The 18,787-nt window shown below is 70.9% G+C and carries 21 protein-coding genes; 10 read left to right on the top strand and 11 right to left on the bottom strand.

The features are described 5' to 3' along the window. From HV826_RS14490 to HV826_RS14520, 7 genes are all read right to left on the bottom strand, one after another. Positions 1–717, bottom strand: a 717-nt coding sequence (locus tag HV826_RS14490; RefSeq protein ID WP_176417599.1) for a methyl-accepting chemotaxis protein, incomplete at its 3' end; no start/stop codon positions are given. Next, positions 714–1,883 carry a sensor protein KdpD gene (locus HV826_RS14495; protein ID WP_176417600.1) on the bottom strand — a complete coding sequence of 390 codons (1,170 nt, stop codon included), beginning with the start codon at positions 1,881–1,883 and terminating at the stop codon, positions 714–716. The genes HV826_RS14495 and HV826_RS14490, both read right to left, overlap by 4 nt. Positions 1,884–1,972: 89 nt before the next feature. Next, entirely contained in the window at positions 1,973–2,599 is a 627-nt protein-coding gene (gene kdpC / locus HV826_RS14500; protein ID WP_176417601.1) for a potassium-transporting ATPase subunit KdpC, read from the bottom strand. A 14-nt stretch (positions 2,600–2,613) separates the two neighbouring features. Next, positions 2,614–4,674, bottom strand: a complete 2,061-nt coding sequence (gene kdpB, locus HV826_RS14505; RefSeq protein ID WP_176417602.1) for a potassium-transporting ATPase subunit KdpB — start codon at positions 4,672–4,674, stop codon at positions 2,614–2,616. Between the two features lies 1 nt (position 4,675). Continuing rightward, a complete protein-coding gene (gene kdpA / locus HV826_RS14510; RefSeq protein WP_176417603.1) occupies positions 4,676–6,397 on the bottom strand; it encodes a potassium-transporting ATPase subunit KdpA in 1,722 nt (573 codons plus the stop codon). A gap of 9 nt (positions 6,398–6,406) precedes the next feature. Beyond that, on the bottom strand, positions 6,407–6,496 hold the full coding sequence (gene kdpF, locus HV826_RS14515; RefSeq protein WP_163778980.1) for a K(+)-transporting ATPase subunit F: 90 nt from the start codon (positions 6,494–6,496) through the stop codon (positions 6,407–6,409). A gap of 108 nt (positions 6,497–6,604) precedes the next feature. After that, positions 6,605–7,708, bottom strand: a complete 1,104-nt coding sequence (locus HV826_RS14520) for an outer membrane beta-barrel protein (RefSeq protein WP_176417604.1) — start codon at positions 7,706–7,708, stop codon at positions 6,605–6,607. A 295-nt stretch (positions 7,709–8,003) separates the two neighbouring features. On the opposite strand from HV826_RS14520, the gene HV826_RS14525 reads away from it, so the two are divergent. The 4 genes from HV826_RS14525 (at position 8,004) to HV826_RS36695 (ending at position 10,854) form a co-directional block, all read left to right on the top strand. Then, entirely contained in the window at positions 8,004–8,663 is a 660-nt protein-coding gene (locus HV826_RS14525) for a cytochrome b/b6 domain-containing protein (protein ID WP_368670922.1), read from the top strand. Continuing rightward, positions 8,656–9,351 (top strand): molybdopterin-dependent oxidoreductase, encoded by a 696-nt coding sequence (locus HV826_RS14530; protein WP_176417606.1) that lies wholly within the window; start codon positions 8,656–8,658, stop codon positions 9,349–9,351. Before HV826_RS14525 ends, HV826_RS14530 begins: the two co-directional genes overlap by 8 nt. Positions 9,352–9,462: 111 nt before the next feature. After that, complete coding sequence (locus HV826_RS14535) at positions 9,463–10,128, top strand: hypothetical protein (RefSeq protein ID WP_176417607.1); 666 nt, start codon at positions 9,463–9,465, stop codon at positions 10,126–10,128. A 48-nt stretch (positions 10,129–10,176) separates the two neighbouring features. Continuing rightward, on the top strand, positions 10,177–10,854 hold the full coding sequence (locus HV826_RS36695; RefSeq protein WP_217918629.1) for a hypothetical protein: 678 nt from the start codon (positions 10,177–10,179) through the stop codon (positions 10,852–10,854). Positions 10,855–10,904: 50 nt separating this feature from the next. On the opposite strand, the gene HV826_RS14540 is transcribed toward HV826_RS36695, so the two are convergent. Then, the gene (locus HV826_RS14540) at positions 10,905–11,339 is read right to left on the bottom strand and encodes a hypothetical protein (RefSeq protein WP_176417608.1); all 435 of its coding nucleotides are present in this window, start codon (positions 11,337–11,339) and stop codon (positions 10,905–10,907) included. A 26-nt stretch (positions 11,340–11,365) separates the two neighbouring features. Then, complete coding sequence (locus HV826_RS14545) at positions 11,366–12,151, bottom strand: alpha/beta fold hydrolase (RefSeq protein ID WP_176417609.1); 786 nt, start codon at positions 12,149–12,151, stop codon at positions 11,366–11,368. Between the two features lie 129 nt (positions 12,152–12,280). Between HV826_RS14545 and HV826_RS14550 the strand changes: the two genes are divergently transcribed. Further along, positions 12,281–13,021, top strand: a complete 741-nt coding sequence (locus HV826_RS14550; protein ID WP_176417610.1) for a DNA methyltransferase — start codon at positions 12,281–12,283, stop codon at positions 13,019–13,021. Here the strand turns inward: HV826_RS14550 and HV826_RS14555 are convergent, their stop codons facing one another. Together HV826_RS14555 and HV826_RS14560 are read right to left on the bottom strand one after the other, a co-directional pair. Continuing rightward, positions 13,022–13,627 carry a hypothetical protein gene (locus HV826_RS14555; RefSeq protein ID WP_176417611.1) on the bottom strand — a complete coding sequence of 202 codons (606 nt, stop codon included), beginning with the start codon at positions 13,625–13,627 and terminating at the stop codon, positions 13,022–13,024. Between the two features lie 88 nt (positions 13,628–13,715). Further along, on the bottom strand, positions 13,716–14,606 hold the full coding sequence (locus HV826_RS14560) for an EamA family transporter (protein WP_176417612.1): 891 nt from the start codon (positions 14,604–14,606) through the stop codon (positions 13,716–13,718). Between the two features lie 172 nt (positions 14,607–14,778). Between HV826_RS14560 and HV826_RS37165 the strand changes: the two genes are divergently transcribed. The 5 genes from HV826_RS37165 to HV826_RS14585 all read left to right on the top strand — a co-directional run bounded on the left by HV826_RS37165 (position 14,779) and on the right by HV826_RS14585 (position 18,658). Continuing rightward, on the top strand, positions 14,779–15,201 hold the full coding sequence (locus tag HV826_RS37165) for a hypothetical protein (protein ID WP_255217221.1): 423 nt from the start codon (positions 14,779–14,781) through the stop codon (positions 15,199–15,201). Beyond that, positions 15,198–16,556: a sensor histidine kinase KdpD gene (locus tag HV826_RS14570; protein WP_176417613.1), complete on the top strand. Its 1,359-nt coding sequence runs from the start codon at positions 15,198–15,200 to the stop codon at positions 16,554–16,556. The genes HV826_RS37165 and HV826_RS14570 overlap by 4 nt, the downstream gene beginning before the upstream one ends. Continuing rightward, positions 16,553–17,290 carry a hypothetical protein gene (locus tag HV826_RS14575; protein WP_176417614.1) on the top strand — a complete coding sequence of 246 codons (738 nt, stop codon included), beginning with the start codon at positions 16,553–16,555 and terminating at the stop codon, positions 17,288–17,290. The genes HV826_RS14570 and HV826_RS14575 overlap by 4 nt, the downstream gene beginning before the upstream one ends. After that, a complete protein-coding gene (locus tag HV826_RS14580) occupies positions 17,287–18,171 on the top strand; it encodes a cyclopropane-fatty-acyl-phospholipid synthase family protein (RefSeq protein WP_176417615.1) in 885 nt (294 codons plus the stop codon). The genes HV826_RS14575 and HV826_RS14580 overlap by 4 nt, the downstream gene beginning before the upstream one ends. Positions 18,172–18,334: 163 nt before the next feature. Beyond that, positions 18,335–18,658: a hypothetical protein gene (locus HV826_RS14585; protein WP_176417616.1), complete on the top strand. Its 324-nt coding sequence runs from the start codon at positions 18,335–18,337 to the stop codon at positions 18,656–18,658. Positions 18,659–18,787 lie beyond the last annotated feature (129 nt).

Raw genomic sequence — 18,787 nt, forward strand, 5'->3', positions numbered from 1 at the left:
AGAGGTGTATAAGAGACAGATTTCGTCCCGCCCCTCCACCACCGCGCGCGCCGCGTAGTCGCCTTCGCCCAGGCGCCGCACTGCCTGCGACAACACCGACACCGGCCGGAGCGCCCGGTGCGTCAGCGACTGCGAGGCGAGCACCCCCACCACGAAGGCCACCAGCACCGCCGTCACCATCACCGTGTTCACCCGCGCGCTCTGCCGCTGCAACGCCTCGCTCTTGCGCACCATGGCGTCCTGGTTCAGGTCCAGGATGGCCCGGGCCGCGCCCATCACCGTCTGGAAGGCCGGCTCGAGCCCACCGAAGTACGCCGCCCGCGCGCCCTCCTGCGACGGCTGGGCGAGGAACCCCTCATAGCGTTCCAGGTAACGCCGCCAGGCCAGGCGCAGCCGGAGCGTCGCCGCGTCCTCGGCGGGCTCGGTGACGTTGCCCTCCTGCACCCGCAGCCGCGACTCCACGCGCTCGCGCTGCGCCGCCTGCTGCGCCAGCCCGCGCTGCCGCTCGCCCGCGATGATGAAGAGCGCCCCGCTGTCCATGCGCTCCAGCTGCGCCATCATCTCCTGCGCGGCCAGCACGCTGCGGTAGTTGTCCTGAAGCACCCGCGGCCCAGCGCGCCCCAGCCGGGACAACGTCCCCACGGCCACCACGCCCACCAGCAACAGCGCCAGGGCCAGGGGTGCCTGGGCCAGCAACAACCGGGCTCGCAGCGTCATGGGCGGCGTCCCTCCTCCCGCGGCTCGAAGGCCACCACGTGGATGTCGAAGCCCCGGCCCTCGCGCACCAACCGCACGTCCACCGAGCGCCCCAGCCGCTGCTTCCACCACGGCTGATGCGAGCGGCCGACGATGATGTGCCCCACCCCGTGCGAGCGCGCGAAGTCCAGGAGTCCCTCCACCGGGTCCCGGGTCCGCAGGCGCACCACCTCCGCGCCCAGCTCCTTCGCCTTCTCGATGTTCGTCAGCAGGTGCCGCTGCGCCTCCGAGTCGATGAGGTGCGGCGCCTCGCGCGGCGTCTCCACGTACACGACGAACCAGTCCGTGTTCAGCCGCCCCGCCATCCGCGAGCCCCGGCGCAGCAGCGTCGCCGCGTGCGGGGGATGGCTGGACAGCGCCACCAACACCCGGCCCCACGCCGCGCTCCGCTGCGAGCCCTCGTCCCCTTCACGCGGCGCTGGCCTCGCGGTGGCGCGGTCCAGGCTCTCCGCCACCTCCCGCAGCGCCAGCTCGCGCAGCGTGGCCAGGTTCTCCGCATTGAAGAAGCGCTCCAGCGCCTGGGGCACCTTGTCGTCCGCGTAGATCTTCCCTGCCCGGAGCCGCTCGTGCAGGTCCTCCACCGCCAGGTCCAGGTTCACCACCTGGTCGGCGGCCTTGAGGAAGCTGTCGGGCAGCGTCTCGCGCACGGTGACGCCGGTGGCGCGCCCCACCAAATCATTGAGGCTCTCCAGGTGCTGGACGTTGAAGGCCCCGATGACGTTGATGCCCGCCTCCAGCAACGCCTGCACGTCCTGGTAGCGCTTGCGGTGACGGCACACCGGCAGGTTGGTGTGGGCCAGCTCGTCCACCACCGCCACCTGCGGCTTGCGCGCGAGCACCGCGTCCAGGTCCATCTCCTCCACGGTGACGTCGCGGTAGGTGTACTGCTTGCGCGGCACCACCTCCAGGCCCTCCACCAGCGCCTGCGTGTCCGCGCGGCCGTGCGCTTCGACGAAGCCCAGCACCACGTCCACACCGCGCCGCTTCAGCGCATGCGCCTCCTCCAGCATCCGGTACGTCTTCCCCACTCCGGCCGCGAAGCCGATGTAGAGCTTGAGCCGGCCGCGCCGGCCCCGCTCCACCAGCTCCAGGAAGTCCTCCGCGCGTGAGCGCCGCGTCATCGTCATCCTCTCCCCATCCGGTGGGACGCCGGCGGAGGATGCCCTCGCGCCCGGCGAAGCTCACGTGGTGAATGCGCGCCTGCACGCAGCGGTGTTCAGGGCGGGCCACGGCCCGGCCGCGGCCCGCCGTCCCCCACCCCCGGCGCCGGGCCGAAGCGCCGGTCCAGCGCCAGGTTCAACAGCAGGACGTTGACGCGCGGCTCGCCCAGTACACCGAGCGTCCGCCCCTCCACCTGCGCGTCCACCACGGCCAGCACCCGCTCCGGCGCCACCCCCCGAGCCCGCGCCACCCGCGCCGCCTGCCAGCGCGCCGCCTCCGGCGACAGGTGCGGGTCCAGTCCAGACGCGGACGTCGTCACCAGCTCGGCGGGCACGGGCCCCGGGGCCTCCGGATTCTCCCGGCGCAGGCGCTCCAGCTCGGCCGCCGCGCGTTCCTTCAGCTTCAGCGACGTGGGCCCCAGGTTGCTGCCCGAGGACGCCGCGCCGTCGTAGCCCGCGCCAGCGGCGGAGGGACGCGGATGGAAGTACCCCGCCCGGGTGAAGCCCTGCCCGATGAGCGCGCTGCCCACCACCCGGCCCCGGTCGTCCTTCACCAGCGAGCCGTTGGCCTCCCCCGGAAAGAGGAGCTGCGCCAGCCCGGTGACGGCCAGCGGGTACAGCAGGCCCGTGAGCACCAGCGTGACGACGCATGCGCGCAGGGCCGTGAGGAGTGTGGAGAACATGGGGATGAGTCCTTTCACGCCAGGCCCACGGCGCCGAGCAGCACGTCGATGACCTTGATGCCCACGAAGGGGGCGATGACGCCGCCCACGCCGTACAAGAGCAGGCTGCGCCGCAGCAGGGCCTCCGCGCCCAGCGGGCGGTAACGGACGCCCTTCAGCGCCAGGGGGATGAGCAGGATGATGATGAGCGCGTTGAAGATGACGGCCGACAGCACCGCGCTGAACGGCGAGGCCAGCCCCATCACGTTGAGCGGAGCAATCTGGGGAAAGACGCCCATGAAGAGCGCCGGGAGGATGGCGAAGTACTTCGCCACGTCGTTGGCGATGGAGAAGGTCGTCAGCGTGCCGCGCGTCATCAGCAGCTGCTTGCCCACCTCCACCACCTCCAGCAGCTTGGTGGGGTTGGAGTCCAGGTCCACCATGTTGCCGGCCTCCTTCGCCGCCTGGGTGCCGGTGTTCATCGCCACGCCCACGTCCGCCTGCGCCAGCGCGGGGGCGTCGTTGGTGCCGTCGCCCGTCATGGCCACCAACTTGCCTCGGCCCTGCTCGGTGCGGATGAGGGCCAGCTTGGCCTCGGGGGTGGCCTCGGCCAGGAAGTCATCCACGCCCGCCTCGCGGGCAATCGCCGCCGCGGTGCGCGGGTTGTCACCCGTAATCATCACCGTGCGGATGCCCATGGCGCGGAAGCGGTCGAAGCGCTCCTTGATGCCGCCCTTCACCACGTCCTTCAGGTGGATGATGCCCAGCAGCCGCGCGCCGTCCGCCACCGCCAGCGGCGTGCCGCCCGCGTCACCGATGCGGCCAGACACCTGGGTCAGCTCATCCGGCACCGCGCCACCCTGGGACTTCACATGCGCGACGATGGCGTCCACCGCGCCCTTGCGGATGCCGCGCGGGTGCGGGTCCACCAGGTCGCAGCCGCTCATGCGGGTCTGCGCGGTGAAGGGCACGAAGGTGGCGTGGTGCGCCTGGAGCTCGCGCGGGCGCATCTTGTACGTGTCCTTCACCAACGTGACGATGGAGCGCCCCTCCGGCGTCTCGTCCGCGAGGCTGGCGAGCTGCGAGGCCTCCGCCAGCTCCTCCATCCGCACGCCCGGCATGGGGAGCAGCTCCGTGGCCATGCGGTTGCCCAGGGTGATGGTCCCCGTCTTGTCGAGCAGCAGCGTGTCCACGTCACCCGCCGCCTCCACCGCGCGTCCGCTCATGGCCAGCACGTTCTTGCGCAGCAGCCGGTCCATGCCCGCGATGCCAATGGCGCTCAGCAGGCCGCCAATCGTCGTGGGGATGAGGCACACCAGCAGCGCCACCACCGCCGCGCCCGACAGCGGCGCGCCCGAATAGAGCGCCAGCGGCACCAGCGTCACGCACGCCAGCAGGAAGATGAGGGTGAGCCCCACCAGCAGGATGTGGAGCGCCACCTCGTTGGGCGTCTTCTGCCGGGCCGCGCCTTCCACCAGGCCAATCATCCGGTCCAGGAAGGACTCGCCGGGGTTGGCGGAGATGCGCACGCGGATGCGGTCGGAGAGCACCTTCGTGCCCCCCGTCACCGCCGAGCGGTCGCCGCCCGACTCACGGATGACGGGGGCGGACTCGCCCGTCACCGCGGACTCGTCCACGCTGGCGATGCCCTCCACCACCTCGCCATCGCCGGGGATGAGGTCTCCGGCCTCGCAAATCACCTCGTCGCCCTTGCGCAGGTCCGGCGCGGGCACGCGCTCCTCGCGACCGTCCTTCCAGCGGCGCGCGGGGGTGTCCTTGCGCAGCTTCCGCAGGGCGCCGGCCTGGGCCTTGCCGCGCCCCTCCGCCATGGCCTCCGCGAAGTTGGCGAAGAGCACGGTGAACCACAGCCACACCGTGACCTGCACGGTGAAGCCCAGCGGCGCGGCCTCCGGGCGCGGCGCCACCAGGTCCTTCACCACCAGCACCGTGGTGAGCAGGCTCCCGGCCCACACCACGAACATGACGGGGTTGCGCGCCACGTCGCGCGGGTGGAGCTTGCGCAGGCTGTCCACCAGCGCGGGTTTGAGCAGCGAGGCGTCCAGCAGCGACGCCGGCTTCGAAGCAGGGGAGGACATCTCAGTAGACCTTTCCGGCCCCGGCGAGGAAGTGCTCGACGATGGGACTCAGGGAGAGGGCGGGGAAGAACGTGAGCGCGCCGACGATGACAATCACGCTCACCAGCAGACCGGTGAAGAGCACGCCGTGCGTGGGGAAGGTGCCCGGGCCCGCTGGCGCCACCTTCTTGCCCACCATGGAGCCGGCGATGGCCAGCGCGGGCACCATCACCAGGAAGCGCCCGCCGAGCATCGCCATGGCCAGGGTGATGTTCCAGAAGGGCGTGTTGGCGTTGAGGCCCGCGAAGGCGCTGCCGTTGTTCGCCGTGCCGCTGGTGTACGCATAGAGGATTTCCGACAGGCCGTGCGGCCCCGCGTTGTTGAGCGAGGACACGCCCTGCGGCAGCACCGCCGCCAGCCCGCTGAAGCCCAGCGTGAAGAGCGGAAAGATGAGCACGTACAACATGGCGAGCTTCATCTCCCGCGCCTCGATTTTCTTGCCGAGATATTCGGGCGTGCGGCCCACCATCAGCCCTGCGATGAAGACGCTGAGCATCACCATGACGAGGATGCCGTAGAGGCCCGCGCCCACGCCGCCGAAGACGACCTCCCCCAGCTGCATGTTGACCAGGGGCACCAGGCCGCCCAGGGGCGTGAAGCTGTCGTGCATGGCAATCACCGCGCCGCACGAGGCCGCGGTGGTGACGGCGGCGAAGAGCGCGGAGGCGGTGATGCCAAAGCGCGTCTCCTTGCCCTCCATGTTCCCCGCCTGCGCCACCTGCCCGGCGGCGGCGATGGCGGGGTTGCCCTGGGCCTCCGCCGCGTACACCGCCGCCACGCCCGCGAGGAAGAGCACGGACATCGCCGCGAGCAGGGCCCAGCCCTGCCGGGTGTCACCCGCCATCTTCCCGTAGGTGTACGTGAGGGCCGCGGGGATGGAGAAGATGGACACCATCTGCACCAGGTTGGTGAAGGGCGTGGGGTTCTCGAAGGGGTGGGCGCTGTTGGCGTTGAAGAACCCGCCGCCGTTGGTGCCCAGCATCTTGATGGCCTCCTGCGAGGCCACCGGCCCCTGCGCCAGCGTCTGGCTCGCGCCCTCCAGCGTCGTCAGCCGCAGGTAGGGCGCGAAGCTCTGGAGCACGCCCTGCGACACCAGGAAGAGCGCGTAGAGCAGACACAGCGGCAGCAACACGTAGAGGGTGGCGTTCATCACATCCACCCAGAAGTTTCCCAGCGTCCTCTGTCCTTCCGGGCCGGGCCGGCGGGTGAAGCCGCGCGCCAGCGCCAGGGCCACGCCGATGCCCGCGGTGGCGGAGACGAAGTTCTGCCACGCCAGGCCCACCATCTGCGTGAAGTAGCTGAGCGAGGACTCCCCGCCGTACGCCTGCCAGTTGGTGTTGGTGGTGAAGCTGGCGGCGGTGTTGAACGCCAGCTCCGGCCCCACCGCCGTCATCCCCTGTGGATTGAGCGGCAACAGGTGCTGCGCGCGCTGGAGGCCGTAGACGATGAGGACGGAGAAGAGACTGAACGCCAGCAGCGAGCTCGCGTAGGCCACCCACGTCTGTTCGCGCCGGTCCGCCGCGCCACACAGGCGCAGCAGCAGGCGCTCCACGGGCCCCAGCACGCGGGCCAGCGGGCGCGCGTCGCCTTCGAGGACGCGAAAGAGGTAGGCGCCCAGCGGCTTCGTCACCGCCAGGACCAGGGCGAAGAACAGCAGGATTTGCGACCAACCGATGAAGGACATGGCGGGGGCCTAGAAGCGCTCCGGACGGAGCAGCGCATAGAGGAGGTAGGCGCCGAGCAGCACGGACAGGACGGCGCCAGCGGCGTATTCGAAGGTCATCGGGAAAGACCTCACAGGCGCTCGCAGCCGTGGACGTAGGCCCACGCGAGCGCGAAGAAAGCGGTGGTGACGAGGACGAGCACGAGGTCCATGGCGTGGGGCTCCCGTTCAGAACCAGGCGACGGCGCCGAGCACGGCGAGCGTCTCGGAGTCCTCGAACGTGGGCGCGCCATCCACTCCGGTGGCGCGTGCGGTGAAGACGTCCGCGGTGGAGGTGTCGTGGCGCGCCTCCAGCTTGAGGACCAGGTGTTCGGCGGGCTTCACCTCCAGGGTGAGCGTGCCGCCCGCCAGCGTCTGCGACGCACCGGAGATGACACCGTCCAGGTCTCGGTACGCCTCCACGCGGGCCGCCAGGGCCACCGGCTCCGCGAGCTGGACGCGCGCGTTGAGGCCCGCCGCGTACCACGGGGCCGCGTCCTGTCCGGAACGCGCCTGCCGGCCCACGTCGGCGGTGGCCGCCAGTGAGAAGGCCCGCGTCACCGTCCAGGTGGCCACGGCGTCCGCGAAGAGGCGGAGGCCGCCGTCACCTTCCTCCCCCACGAAGGTGTTGAAGGCGGCGGACAGCCGGTGCCCCGCGTAGGCCACCTGGGTGCCCAGCGCCTTGCCGCGGTTGTTCTCACCCATCGTCTGCCAGCCATTGAGCACATGGAGCTGCGCGCTCCACGCATCATTGAAGGCCCAGGTACCCTTGAGGCCGGACTGGTAGTAGGGCGACAGCTCACCCATCCACGAGCGCGTGTAGGTCCAGTTGAGCTGCGACTGGAACGACTCCAGGCCGATGTGGCTGGGATAGACGCCCGCCTCCAGCGTCAGCGGGCCCGTCACATACGACACCGTGGCCTGCTGGAGATGGCGCCACGCTCCGGGGCCAATCGCGGCGCCCTCTGGCTCGGCCTGGTGCAGCACCTCGATGCCGGTGCCGAAGCCCAGCAACACCTTGAAGCCCACGGGCGCGGCGGCCAGCGACACGCCCAGCGAGGCGAGGTTGATGGAGACCTCGTTGTCGCGCTTCGCGGTGGTGCCCGTGCCAGGGAGGAAGCTGGCCCCGTCAGAGGGGCGGTTGAAGTTGCGCGCGTAATACACGTCCACCCCGCCCTCCACCGTCAGGCGGGACAACAGGCCCGGGGGTTCGGCATCCGGGGACGGCTCCGGCGCGAGAGCCTGGGACAACAACAGGGAGGACAGCAGGGACGACAGTGGGGATGCGAGCATGGTCGTGCCCTCCCCAAGAGCACCCGCCGTGCCCGGCCAGCGCCCACGGTGCCCCTGTCATTCCAGGGGGTTGGGCCCCGGACTTCCTGCCCTGGGTTGCACCTTGCACGAAACAGCCTGAAGGTTTCGTGCGAGCTGAAAGCCCGGCCCGGTTGGCCGGGTGCCCCCCGGGGCCAGGGGCTCGTCCTCCGCGCGACGCACGGGCGCATGGCACCAGCCCTGAATGACGGCTGCCCATCAACGCGAGCCACACCGCGCCCACGCCGCGTGACGCCGGGTGCTTTCTTCCGCGCGCGTGCAAGCCCCTGAACGACGCAGGCCCCAGCCGTGGCTCATCCGAGTCACCCACTGGCTCAACGTGCCGCTGCTGCTCATCATGGCGGCCAGCGGCCTCCAGATTTGGGTCGCCTATCCCATGCTCGGGCCGCAGGGCCGTCCCTACGGCGGGTATCCCTTCCAGGGCATCACTCCGCCCGAATGGATGCGGCTGGGGAGCTGGCTGGCCGGCGCCCGTCACTGGCACTTCGCCTTCGCCTGGTTCCTCACGCTCAACGGCGTGGCGTACGTGCTCTACCTCGCCCTCAGTGGTGAGTGGCGCCGCCGCCTCTTCCTGCCCCGCCGCGACGCGCGCAACGCCCTGGACACGCTCGCCTTCTACCTGCGCGTGCGCAAGCACGCCCCCGCGCAGGGGCTCTACAACGGACTCCAGCGGCTGGCGTACACGGGCACGCTGGCGCTGGGCCTGCTCGCGGTGCTCTCCGGACTGGCCCTCTACAAGCCCGTGCAGCTCGGCGCGCTCACCTCGCTGCTGGGTGGCTACGACGCGGCGCGCGCCGTCCACCTCATCATCCTGGTGCTGCTCGCCCTCTTCACCGTGGGCCACATCGCGCTGGTGCTGCTCCACCCGCGAAGCCTGGTGGAGATGGTGACGGGCGGAAGGAAGCCGGATGCCTAGCCACCTCCTCACGCGGCGCACGGCACTGCTGGGCACCACCGCCCTCACCGTCAGCGCGTGTGACAGCAGCCGCCCTCGCGAGGGCTTCCTGGGCGTCATGGAGCGCTTCAACGCGCGCGCACAGGCCGCGTTGTTCGATGAACGCCGGCTGGCGCCGGAGCTGCCTCCCGAGGAGACGACGCCCCCAGGGAAGTTCCCCGAGTACTTCGTCTCCGACACGGTGCCGCTCGCGCCCACGGGCTGGGCGCTCCAGGTGGGCGGAATGGTGGCGCGGCCCGGCGTGCTGACGCTGGACGACCTCCAGCGCCTGCCTCGCACCGACCTGCGCATCCGCCATCACTGCGTGGAGGGCTGGAGCGCGGTGGCGTCCTGGCATGGCGTGCGCCTGAGCGAGCTGGCCCGATACGCGGGCGCTGACACCCGAGCGGGCTACGTGGAGCTGCGCTCGTTCGACGCGGGCTATTATTCGTCCTGGGACCGGCCCAGCGCCTTCCATCCGCAGACGATTCTGGCCTACGGCATGAACGGTCAGCCGCTGACGCCCGGACACGGCGCGCCCCTGCGCCTCTATTCGGGCGTGAAGCTGGGCTACAAGATGGTGAAGTACCTCACCGAGGTAAACTTCCTTCCCGAGCCCACCGGCGGCTACTGGGAAGACCGCGGCTACGAGTGGTTCGCGGGCGTGTGAGGCCCCCCTGCGCTCCCCCTCCCCTCCCACGACAGCCAGGTGGATGTCAGACATTCACTCATGGTATTTTATAGACAACACCAAGAGAATACCCCGCAAGGAGACAGGTCCATGAGCCAGCCGCGAGCGCACGCACTCCTGATGGCATCCCTTTGCGGCGTCCTCATCCTGGCCGGCTGCGACGCGCGAACCGCGGAGGCCCCCCAGGCGCAGGAGGTCGACGAACAGGCCGCTGGGCTCAGCGACACCATGACCCAGTGTGGCTACGAGTGCCCTCCGCGCGGCTGGCACACGCGCGGCTGGAGCTGCGCCCCGGAATGTGGCGGCACCTGCGGTCCCTGGGGCAATCAGGTCACCTGCGGAGTCAACACTGGCACCTTCACCATGTGTGGCTACACCTGCCCCAATGACTTCCAGCCCATTGGGAGCAGTTGCAAGCCGGAGTGTGGTCCGTTCTGCCTCGCGCCCTATTACAGCAACGCGACGACGTGCGCGCCCATCTGTGATTCCCGGGAAGGAACGCACGGGGACATGGAGGCCGACTTCCGTTACTACGACGCGTATGCCAACTACGAGGGCTGGTGCACCTCACTGCCCACCGACGTCTGCGTCGACGGCTCGTACTACTACTCCCGCCTGCTCGCGGGCTTCTTCTGTCACACCGTGGGGAGCAATGGCTCCTGCGGCGACCCAGACGCCATCTGGGAAGTGAACTGCCGGTCGCGCATCGACTGTGTCTATGACTGCGAAGGCGCGTGCGTGAAGACAGACTGCTGAGCGCGCCTGAGCCGCCATTCCTACCCTCCAAGCGAGAGGAATTCGACCATGCAAGGAATGATGAGACTTTCGGCCCTGACCACCGCGCTCTGCGGCGTGCTTGTACTCGGGGGATGCAACATCCAGACGGACGAAGCATCTCCAGCGTCTGGAACCGAGCTCGAGTCTGGCGAAGCCGCGCAGGAGTTGACCCTCTGTGGCACCACCTGCCCCGCGGGGCATCATGTGACGAGCCAGACCTGCAATCCGGCCGCCTGTGGCGGCTCGTGCAGCAGCGCCTACTCCTACAATCAGGTCACCTGCGCCCCCAACACCGAGACGTTCTCGCAGTGTGGTGGTCCTTGCCCGAGCGGCTGGCAGGCGACGGAGTGGGGTTGCTCCTCGGCATGCGCCGACTTCTGCAATGGCATCTACGTCAATCAAACCACGTGCACCCGCGGCTGCGACCCTCGGGCGGGGACCTATGGCCGGAAGACCCTCTACACCTCCGCCGAAAGCGAGTATGCCTATCGGTCCGGATGGTGCGGCATTGGCACCGTCTATCCCGCGATGTGCCATGAAGGAACGTACTACTACTCCCAGTCACTCGAGACGCGGGGCTGCCTGCGGGCGGGGAGCAACGGCACGTGCCAGGACCCCGATGCCGTGTGGCGGGTGACCTGCCGGTCATCCGTCCAATGCGTCTACGACTGCGACGGGAACTGTGTTCAGACGCACTGCTCATGAAGCAGGCGGACGGGGGCCGCTTCGACGGCCCTCGTCCCTGGCCGCGAGGCTCAGACCTTGCTGCCGACGAAGCCACCGCTGAAGGGAGAGAAGCCCCGCTTGCGCAGCGCCTCGCGCTCGGCCTGGAGCGCGGCCAGCGCCTCGTCGCGGGTCGCGTAGTGGTTGACGGCCGCGCCGTTGATGGCGCCGCTGGTGAGCACGAACATGCGCGTCATCTCGTCCCCACCGAAGCGGTACGAGCGGTGCGTGTAGCGCTCCAGCACGTCGCGGCGCTCCTTGCCGAAGACGCGGCCAGCGGTGAACTTCACCACCAGCCCGTCCAGGTTGATGAGGAGGTCCACCTTGGACGGGTACTTGGAGAGGTGGTCCTCGACTTCCTTCCGCCAGCGAAGGACGTCCGCCTCATTCATCAGGAGACAGTCGGTGAAGTACGCGGTGACGACGTCGTTCTGCGCGTCGTACTCGAAGGACATGTTCCAGGCCATCGTGCTGCCTCCTCGAAGCGCCGCGCTCAGGCCGGCAGGGAGCCGGCGAGGAAGGCGGACACCAGCGCCGCCGTCTCCGCCGGGCGCTCCACCTGGGGGTAGTGGCCGGGGCCGGGCAGGTACGACAGGCGCGCGCCGCGAATCTTCGACACCACCGCCTCCCGCAGGAAGGCAGCCGGCAGGAAGGCATCGTCCGTGGCCAGCACCAGCGTGGGCGCCGCAATCGAGGTCAGCTTGTCGGCGAAGCCACCCGCCGTCCACGCGTCGAAGACGTGCTCGATGGCCGCCGAGCTGACGCCCATCGAGTCCTTCACCAACGCCTCCAGCGCCTCCGGCGACAGCTGCTTGCACGCGAGCCCGAGGATGGCCTGCTTCTTCTCGAGGCTCTCCGCAGACGTGCGGAACAGCCCCGCCGCATCCGGAGGCAGCGGCAGCCCCGCGGCGGGCACCGTGTTGAGGAGCACCAGCCCCTCCACGCGCGCCGGCACCTCCGCGGCCACCCACTTCACCAGCTGGCCGCCCATGCTGTGCCCCACCAGCGTGAAGCGCCGCGCGTCCACGGCGTCCGCCACGGCCAGCACGTCGTTCGCCAGCGACTCCAGGCTGAAGCCCCCGGCCGGCCGGCCCGACTGGCCGGAGCCCCGCATGTCCGGAATCACCAGCCGCAGCCCCGCCAGGTCCAGGCGCTCCACCAGCGCGTCCCAGACAGCGCCGGACACCATCCAGCCATGGACCAGGATGACCGTGCGCGGACCTTCACCCACGACGCGGTAGTGGAGCGAAGTCCCGTCTTTCGCTGAAGTCGTGGGCATTCCATCTCTCCTTCACAACGAGATAAAACAGGATTGTAGAAATCTAGGGAAGCGCAAGCAAGCCACGGTTTCGGCGTGTTTTCCAGCCTGACGCGGAGTGCGCGCGGCTCTGGCAGACTCCCTGGCCACATGGCGGACGAACAGGCAGGCGCCACGGGCGCAGCGAAGCGCACGGTGTACTGCGAAGACGCACTCGTGTGGCTGGAGGCGCGGCCGGTGCTGGAGGGCAGCTCGGCCATCGCGTCCCTGCCGGACGGGTCCGAGTTCCCGTCCCTGTCGCTGGCGGAGTGGAAGGCCTGGTTCATCCGGGCGGCGGCGCTCATCCTCGCGCGCGTGCCGCCCGAAGGCGTGGCCATCTTCTACCAGACGGACGTGAAGGAAGCGGGCACCTGGGTGGACAAGGGCTACCTGGTGTCTCGCGCCGCCGAGGAGGCGGGCGTCGACCTGCTCTGGCACAAGGTGGTGTGCCGACGGCCGCCTGGGACGGTGACGTTCGGCCGGCCCGCATACTCCCACATGCTGTGCTTCTCGCGCGGCGTCCGCGCGGACATGGCGAAGTCCACGCCGGACGTCCTGCCCGAAGCGGGCGAGGTGACGTGGACGCGCGGCATGGGCGTGGAGGCGTGCCTCATCGCGTGCCGCTTCATCCTCGAGCACACGCGCACGCGCACGGTGGTGGACCCCTTCTGTGGCCACGGCACGGTGCTGGCCGTGGCCAACGCCCTGGGGCTGGACTCGGTGGGCGTGGAGCTCAGCCGCAAGCGGGCGCGCAAGGCCCGCAACCTGCGCGCGGAGCTGATGGACGGCACGCTCGTCCTGTCGGGCGCCCATGGCACGGGCGCGCCCGGGGGCGAAGACGACGCGCTGTAGTCACCCTTGCTGCGTCCGCGCCACGGTGGCCTCCAGCTCACCGATGAAGGCCTCGAAGAGCCGCTCTTCCAGCGCCAGCGCGGCGTCCAGCGTGGCGCCCACGGCGGTGAGGCGCGCGACGCACGCGTCCTCGATGGTGCGCCGGTGGCTCTGCTCCTCGGTGACGACGCGCCCCAGCTCCTCGCGCACGGCCGGCTGGCGGGTCGCGGCCTTGTAGAGCGGGTACAGCACCATGGCGCGACGCTCGATGGCCGTCGTCGTGAGCAGGTAATGCAGGTAGACGTCCGGCGCGCCCGTGAAGGACGACGCCCAGGTGGCCAGCTCGTGGTCCAGCGCCTGGAAGTAGCGGCCCGCCGCCTCCGGGCAGAGGAACGCGGTGATTTCCGCGCCGGCGACCTCGGCCGACAGGCGCTTGAAGGCGAAGGCGTGGCGCGTCTCGTCGGCCAGGTGCCCCAGCACCTCCAGCGACGGGTGCCGGTCCGCCACGGTGCGCGAAATCTTCCGCGCGCCGATGAACTCCATCAGGGACAGGGTGTGGAGCCAGCGCGCCTCCATGTCGGGCGTCTGGGCAAGCTGGCGGAGCACGGCCTGGATTCGGTCACGCATGAGGCCGTCGTCTAGCCCGGCGCCGGGCCCCATTGCGAGCCCGAAGACAGGCCCACCCCCGGAGAACGGGGTCGCCGGGCCCTTCCGGTCAGCTCGTGGCCGCGGCGGCCTCAGCGGGCCTGCGCGACGTCGCGGAGCTGCCCACGGACGCCAGGATGATGCAGCCGATGGCCGCCCACTGCACCAGCGACAGCCGCTCCTTCAGCAGCAGCAGCCCGGACACCGCCGCCAGCGCCGGCTCCAGGCTCATCAGGATGCCGAACGTGCGCGTGGGGAGCACCTTGAGGGCATACATCTCCAGCGAGTACGGCAGCGCGCTCGACAGCACGGCCACGCAGAGGATGACCGGCAGCAGCGACACGTCCAGCAGCTTCATGCCCGCGTGCGCCACCCCGAAGGGCATGACCAGCAGCGCCGCGGTGAGCATGCCCAGCGACGCCGCCGTGCCGCCGTGGACGGCGCCTCCGGCCCGCTGACCGAAGAGGATGTACAGCGCCCAGCAGGTGGCGGCCACCAGCGCCCAGAAGACCCCCACCCAGTCCAGCGCCCCCGACGTCTCCGACAGTGGAAGAATCAGCAGGATGCCGGCCACGGCCAGCAGCGCCCACACGAAGTCGAGCGCCCGGCGCGTGGAGAAGATGGCCAGGGCGAGCGGCCCGGTGAACTCGATGGCGACGGCGATGCCCAGCGGGATGCGCTCCAGCGCCAGGTAGAAGGTCAGGTTCATCCCGCCCAGCGCCGCGCCGTAGATGGCCACGGCCTGCAAGTCCGCGCGGGTGAGCCGCTTCCGCCAGGGCCGGAACACCGCCGCCAGGATGAGCGCCGCGAAGAACACACGGAGCGCCGTGGCCCCCGCCGCGCCCACCATGGGAAAGACCTGCTTGGCCAGCGACGCGCCCGCCTGGATGGAGGCCATCGCGACGAGCAACGTCAGGACCGCCACGGTGACTGGCCCCGGCTTCGTCAAGACTCGAGACATTCCGCGCACCTCTTCCACCGCGCCCGCTGGCCATCCCGTACCACCGGGCGGCCCCGAAGGGTGAGGAGAAGACGCTGGACAACACTCGCCTGGCCGGGAGTTTGACGGCGCGTGGGGGCCTTCGCTTTGCTTCGAGGTGAAACGACGGTGCCAGGCCCCGGGGGGAGCCAGCATGACGCCAAGAGTCCGCGAAATCCGAATCCATCCACTTCGCACGCGACGGGAATGCCCACCGCGCTGGGATGCCCGCACGGGCGCGCCCGCGACACCCCGGCCTCGAAGCCGTGTCGTCAGGCCAGCGCACGATGGCTCGCACGGAGACACCGCCCGTGACAGCGCGCTGTCAGACTACCTGGCGCGCTGCAATGAGCTGGGCGCGGTGGAGGGCCCGCTGGGTGCGCGCGCGCTCAACCCCGCGCTGCGGCCCATCCTGGAGGCCCTCCATCACCTGCTCGCGGGCGGCGAGGTGTCGGTGCAGCTGCTCCAGCGCGGCAACGCGGACCTCGTCAACGAGCTGAACCTCCGGGCCGAACGCGCCACCGAGGAGTCCTCCAGCCTGGGTACGGCGGGTGACCTCCTGTCCGCCACCGTATGAGCCCGCGCTCCGCCGGACGACAGGCCCTCCTGTCCTCGTTCCGGCGGTGGACGCGCGCCCAGGATGCCGCGGAGGTGCTGGCCGCCTCGGGCCTGGGCGCGTGGCTCGCCCTCTGTGCCTTCGTGCCGAGCCTGCTGGCCATGACGGCCTGGGCCCCGGGCGCGCGGAGCTTCTTCGGCATCCACTTCGGCACGGCGCTGCTGTGCGCCGTGCCCATGTTGGCCAGCGGCGTCCTGTTCTCGCTCGCCCACCGACGACGCCGCCGCATCGAGCCCTGGGGCTGGGTGTGGCTCATCTTCAGCGTGGCGGCGATGCACTTCTTCGTGGCCGCGCTGATGGCGCTGTCGGCGCCGCCAGGGGCCGCCGTCCTGGCCTCGCTGTTCCTCTTCGCCACCGCCTTCCATGGCCGCCTGCACCGGGTGACGCCGCGCCAGCCCTTCCTCGCCTTGGGGACCCTGCTGGCCCTGGCGCTGGCCTTGCCCCTGCACGGGAGCGACGAGCACTTGGCCCTCTTCGGCGTCATCGGTCCCGCCGCGCTCACCGCCCAGCTCTACCTGGGGACCTTCGCCGTGCAGCATGACCGGGCGCGCGCGGACGCTGAGCGCCTGCGCGCCGCCGTGCACGCGCAGCTGCTGGAGCAGCAGGAGCGCGACGTGGGCCGCCTGTCGCAGGCGCTGTCGGAAATCCTGGGCTACCACCACGACATCGACAACGCGCTCATGGCGGCGGGCAGCGCGGCGGACATGCTGGCCGTGGTGGGCGCGCACCGCCCGGGCCCCGGCCGCACCGAGTTCGACGACCTGCTCCGGCAGCTCAACGACAACCTGACGCAGATACGGGACATGATGATGGACGCCCGCAACAAGGGGCGGCGCCATGCCGGCATGGAGCCGGAGCCCGTGGAGCTGACGCCGGTGCTGGACTCGGTGCAGGCCAGCGTGGGCCTGCGCTTCCCGGACGTGGACATCCAGGTGGAGGTGGAGCAGCCCTCTCCCCCCCTGCTCGCCCTGATGCGCGGCGGCGCGCCCACGCTGCGCCGCGTGGTGGAGAACCTGGTGCTCAACGCCTGTGAGGGAAACGGCGAGGAAGGCGCGGCGCGGGTCCACATCCACGCGCGCGTGGAGCCGCTCAGCGGGCGCCTGGAGGTCACCATCACGGATGACGGCCCCGGCTTCCCGCCCGGCCAGCTCAGCCGCCCCGCCGAGGCGCTGTACACCAGCAAGCCCCACGCGACGGGCCTGGGCCTCTACACCAGCGAGTGCCTGCTGCGCGCCAGCGGCGGCATGCTGCACCGGCAGAACGCGGACGGGGGCGGCGCCGTGCTCCGCATGGTCCTCCCCAGGGAGTACCGATGAGCGGCGGAGCCCTGTACCAGGAGTCGCTGCGCGCGCTGCGCCGGCTGGGCTTGCCGGAGGTGTCGGAGCGGGACGTGCTCGCGGCGCTGGAGGCGGCGCAGCCGGGCCCCCTGTCCCTCTTCTACGAGGCGGGCGCGGAGGCCGGGCTGCCGCGCGAGGCCCTGCTGGCGCGCGGCGCCGGGCTCTTCCTCAGCTTCAGCGCGGGCAACCTCGCCGACGACCTCATCGACGGTGAGTGCACGTACCACGACCCGCCCATCCGCGTGGGGCCGTGCGTGCAGTTCATCCTCCAGAACCTGGCCTTCGCCACGCTGTGCGGCGCGCAGGCGCAGCTGCCGGGCCCGGTGTTGGAGGAAGCGGCCCGCACCCTGGCGGTGGCCGCCGGCCCGCAGGCGCTGGAGGTGCGCGCCAGCGAATGGTCGGCGCCGCTGTTCCGTCAGGTCGCGGAGGGCATCGCCGGCCAGCAGTGGGCCGCGTACCTGCGCGTGTTGTGGGCGGGCACGGTGCTGGAGCCGCGCGCGGCGGCGGCGGGCCGGGCGCTGGGCGTGGCCGCGCACGTTGCGGAGGACATCCGCACGCGGGACGTGCGCTTCACCCGCATGCCCGAAGCAGACCGTCACGCGGTGGTGGAGTGGGCGCGCGCCGCCGCGCAGGCGCTGCGCCAACAGGACCTGCGCTGCCTGGACGCGGCGCTGCGCCGCATCGAACCGATGCTGCCAGAGGGGGAGTCATGAGCGCCGAAGCCGTGCCATCCGACGAGTGGAGACGCGACGAGGTGAGCGCGTACTACGAGGCGAAGACGGAGCGGCTGCTCCAGCGCTACGGGCCCGGCCCGCGCGTGCACTATCACTCCGGGCTGGTGGACGTGGTGCCGCCGCCCGGCGCGGCCTCGGGGGTGCTGCGCGACACGGTCCACTCCGCGCAGGAAGCGCTGTTGGTGGAGCTGGCGCGCGCCGTGGGCCGCTTCCCGGACGGCGGCGAGGTGCTGGACGTCGGCTGTGGCCTGGGTGGCGGCGCGCTGTACTGGGCCACCGAGCACCAGGCGCGCGTGACGGCGGTGACGAACGTGCCCTCGCATGTCGCGCTGGTGCGCGGCTTCGCGGAGGCCGCGGGCGTGAGCGCGCACGTGCGCCCCATCCTCTGTGACGCCCTCTGCGTGCCGGGCCGCACGGCCTTCGACGCGGTGGTGGCGGTGGAGAGCGCCTGCTACCTGCCGCGCGCCGAATGGTTCCGCCGCACGCGGACGCTGCTGAAGCCCGGGGGGGTGCTGGCCATCGCCGACTGCTTCCTCCGCCGTCCGGAGCTGGCCCCCGGCTTCGACCGGTATTGGCGCACGCGCATCGGCTCGCTCGACGAATACCTGTCCGCCGCGCACGCCGCGGGGTTGGAGCTGGAGGTGCGCGACGACGTGTCCTCGCGCGTGGTGGGCTTCTGGTCACTGACGCTGGAATTGATGGTCCATGAGCGCGCTTCGGCACACCCCGCCCAGCATCCCCTGCGTGCGCTCGCTCAGGCAGGCCGCGGCGAATCCAGCCGCGCGCACCTGCGCCTGCAGCAGGCGTTGATGGATGGCGGCCTGGAGTACGGGCTGCTCGTGCTCCGCCGCGTGGACTGAGGACTGGCGCCGTCTCCGGCGCGGACCGCAGGACCGAGTGCGGCGGGCCCCTGGCCGGCCGGCCGAGGCCTGGGCGGACATGCGCAACGGTCGAGAGGGCGGGGTGAAACACGCGCAGGTCGCCTCCAGCCTTGGGCCAGTCGCTACTCAGGGAGGAAACGCGATGCAGGCTTTCAATCGGTGGATGGTGCTCGGCGCGGTGGCGGTGGCGATGTCCGTCACGGGCTGCAGGGAACAGAACCGTGACCAGCAAGGGACGACGACCACCCCGGGCATGGAGGGCACGGGCGGCAGCGGCCAGGACACCGCGCCGCGCCCCATGGACGACATGGGCGGCACCGGCCAGGAGATGCAGGGCATGGACGCGGGGACGGGCGGCTCCGGGATGATGGAAGACGGCTACGACGCCGGCACCGGTGGCTCTGGGAGGATGGAAGACGACCGCCCCATGGATACGGAGACGCACAGCCCCGAAGGCCAGCAGTAGCCCGCCTGCCCGCGACACGCCGCGAGCAAGCAACCCGCGGGGTCCGGGATGCTCCGGGCCCCGCGCCGCATCCAGGCCCTTGCGCGGAGCGACCTGGCGGGTCCGCCACGCCGAGCCAGGAGGATTCGC

The sequence above is a fragment of the Myxococcus sp. AM010 genome (assembly GCF_013372585.1).
GTDB lineage: Bacteria > Myxococcota > Myxococcia > Myxococcales > Myxococcaceae > Myxococcus > Myxococcus vastator.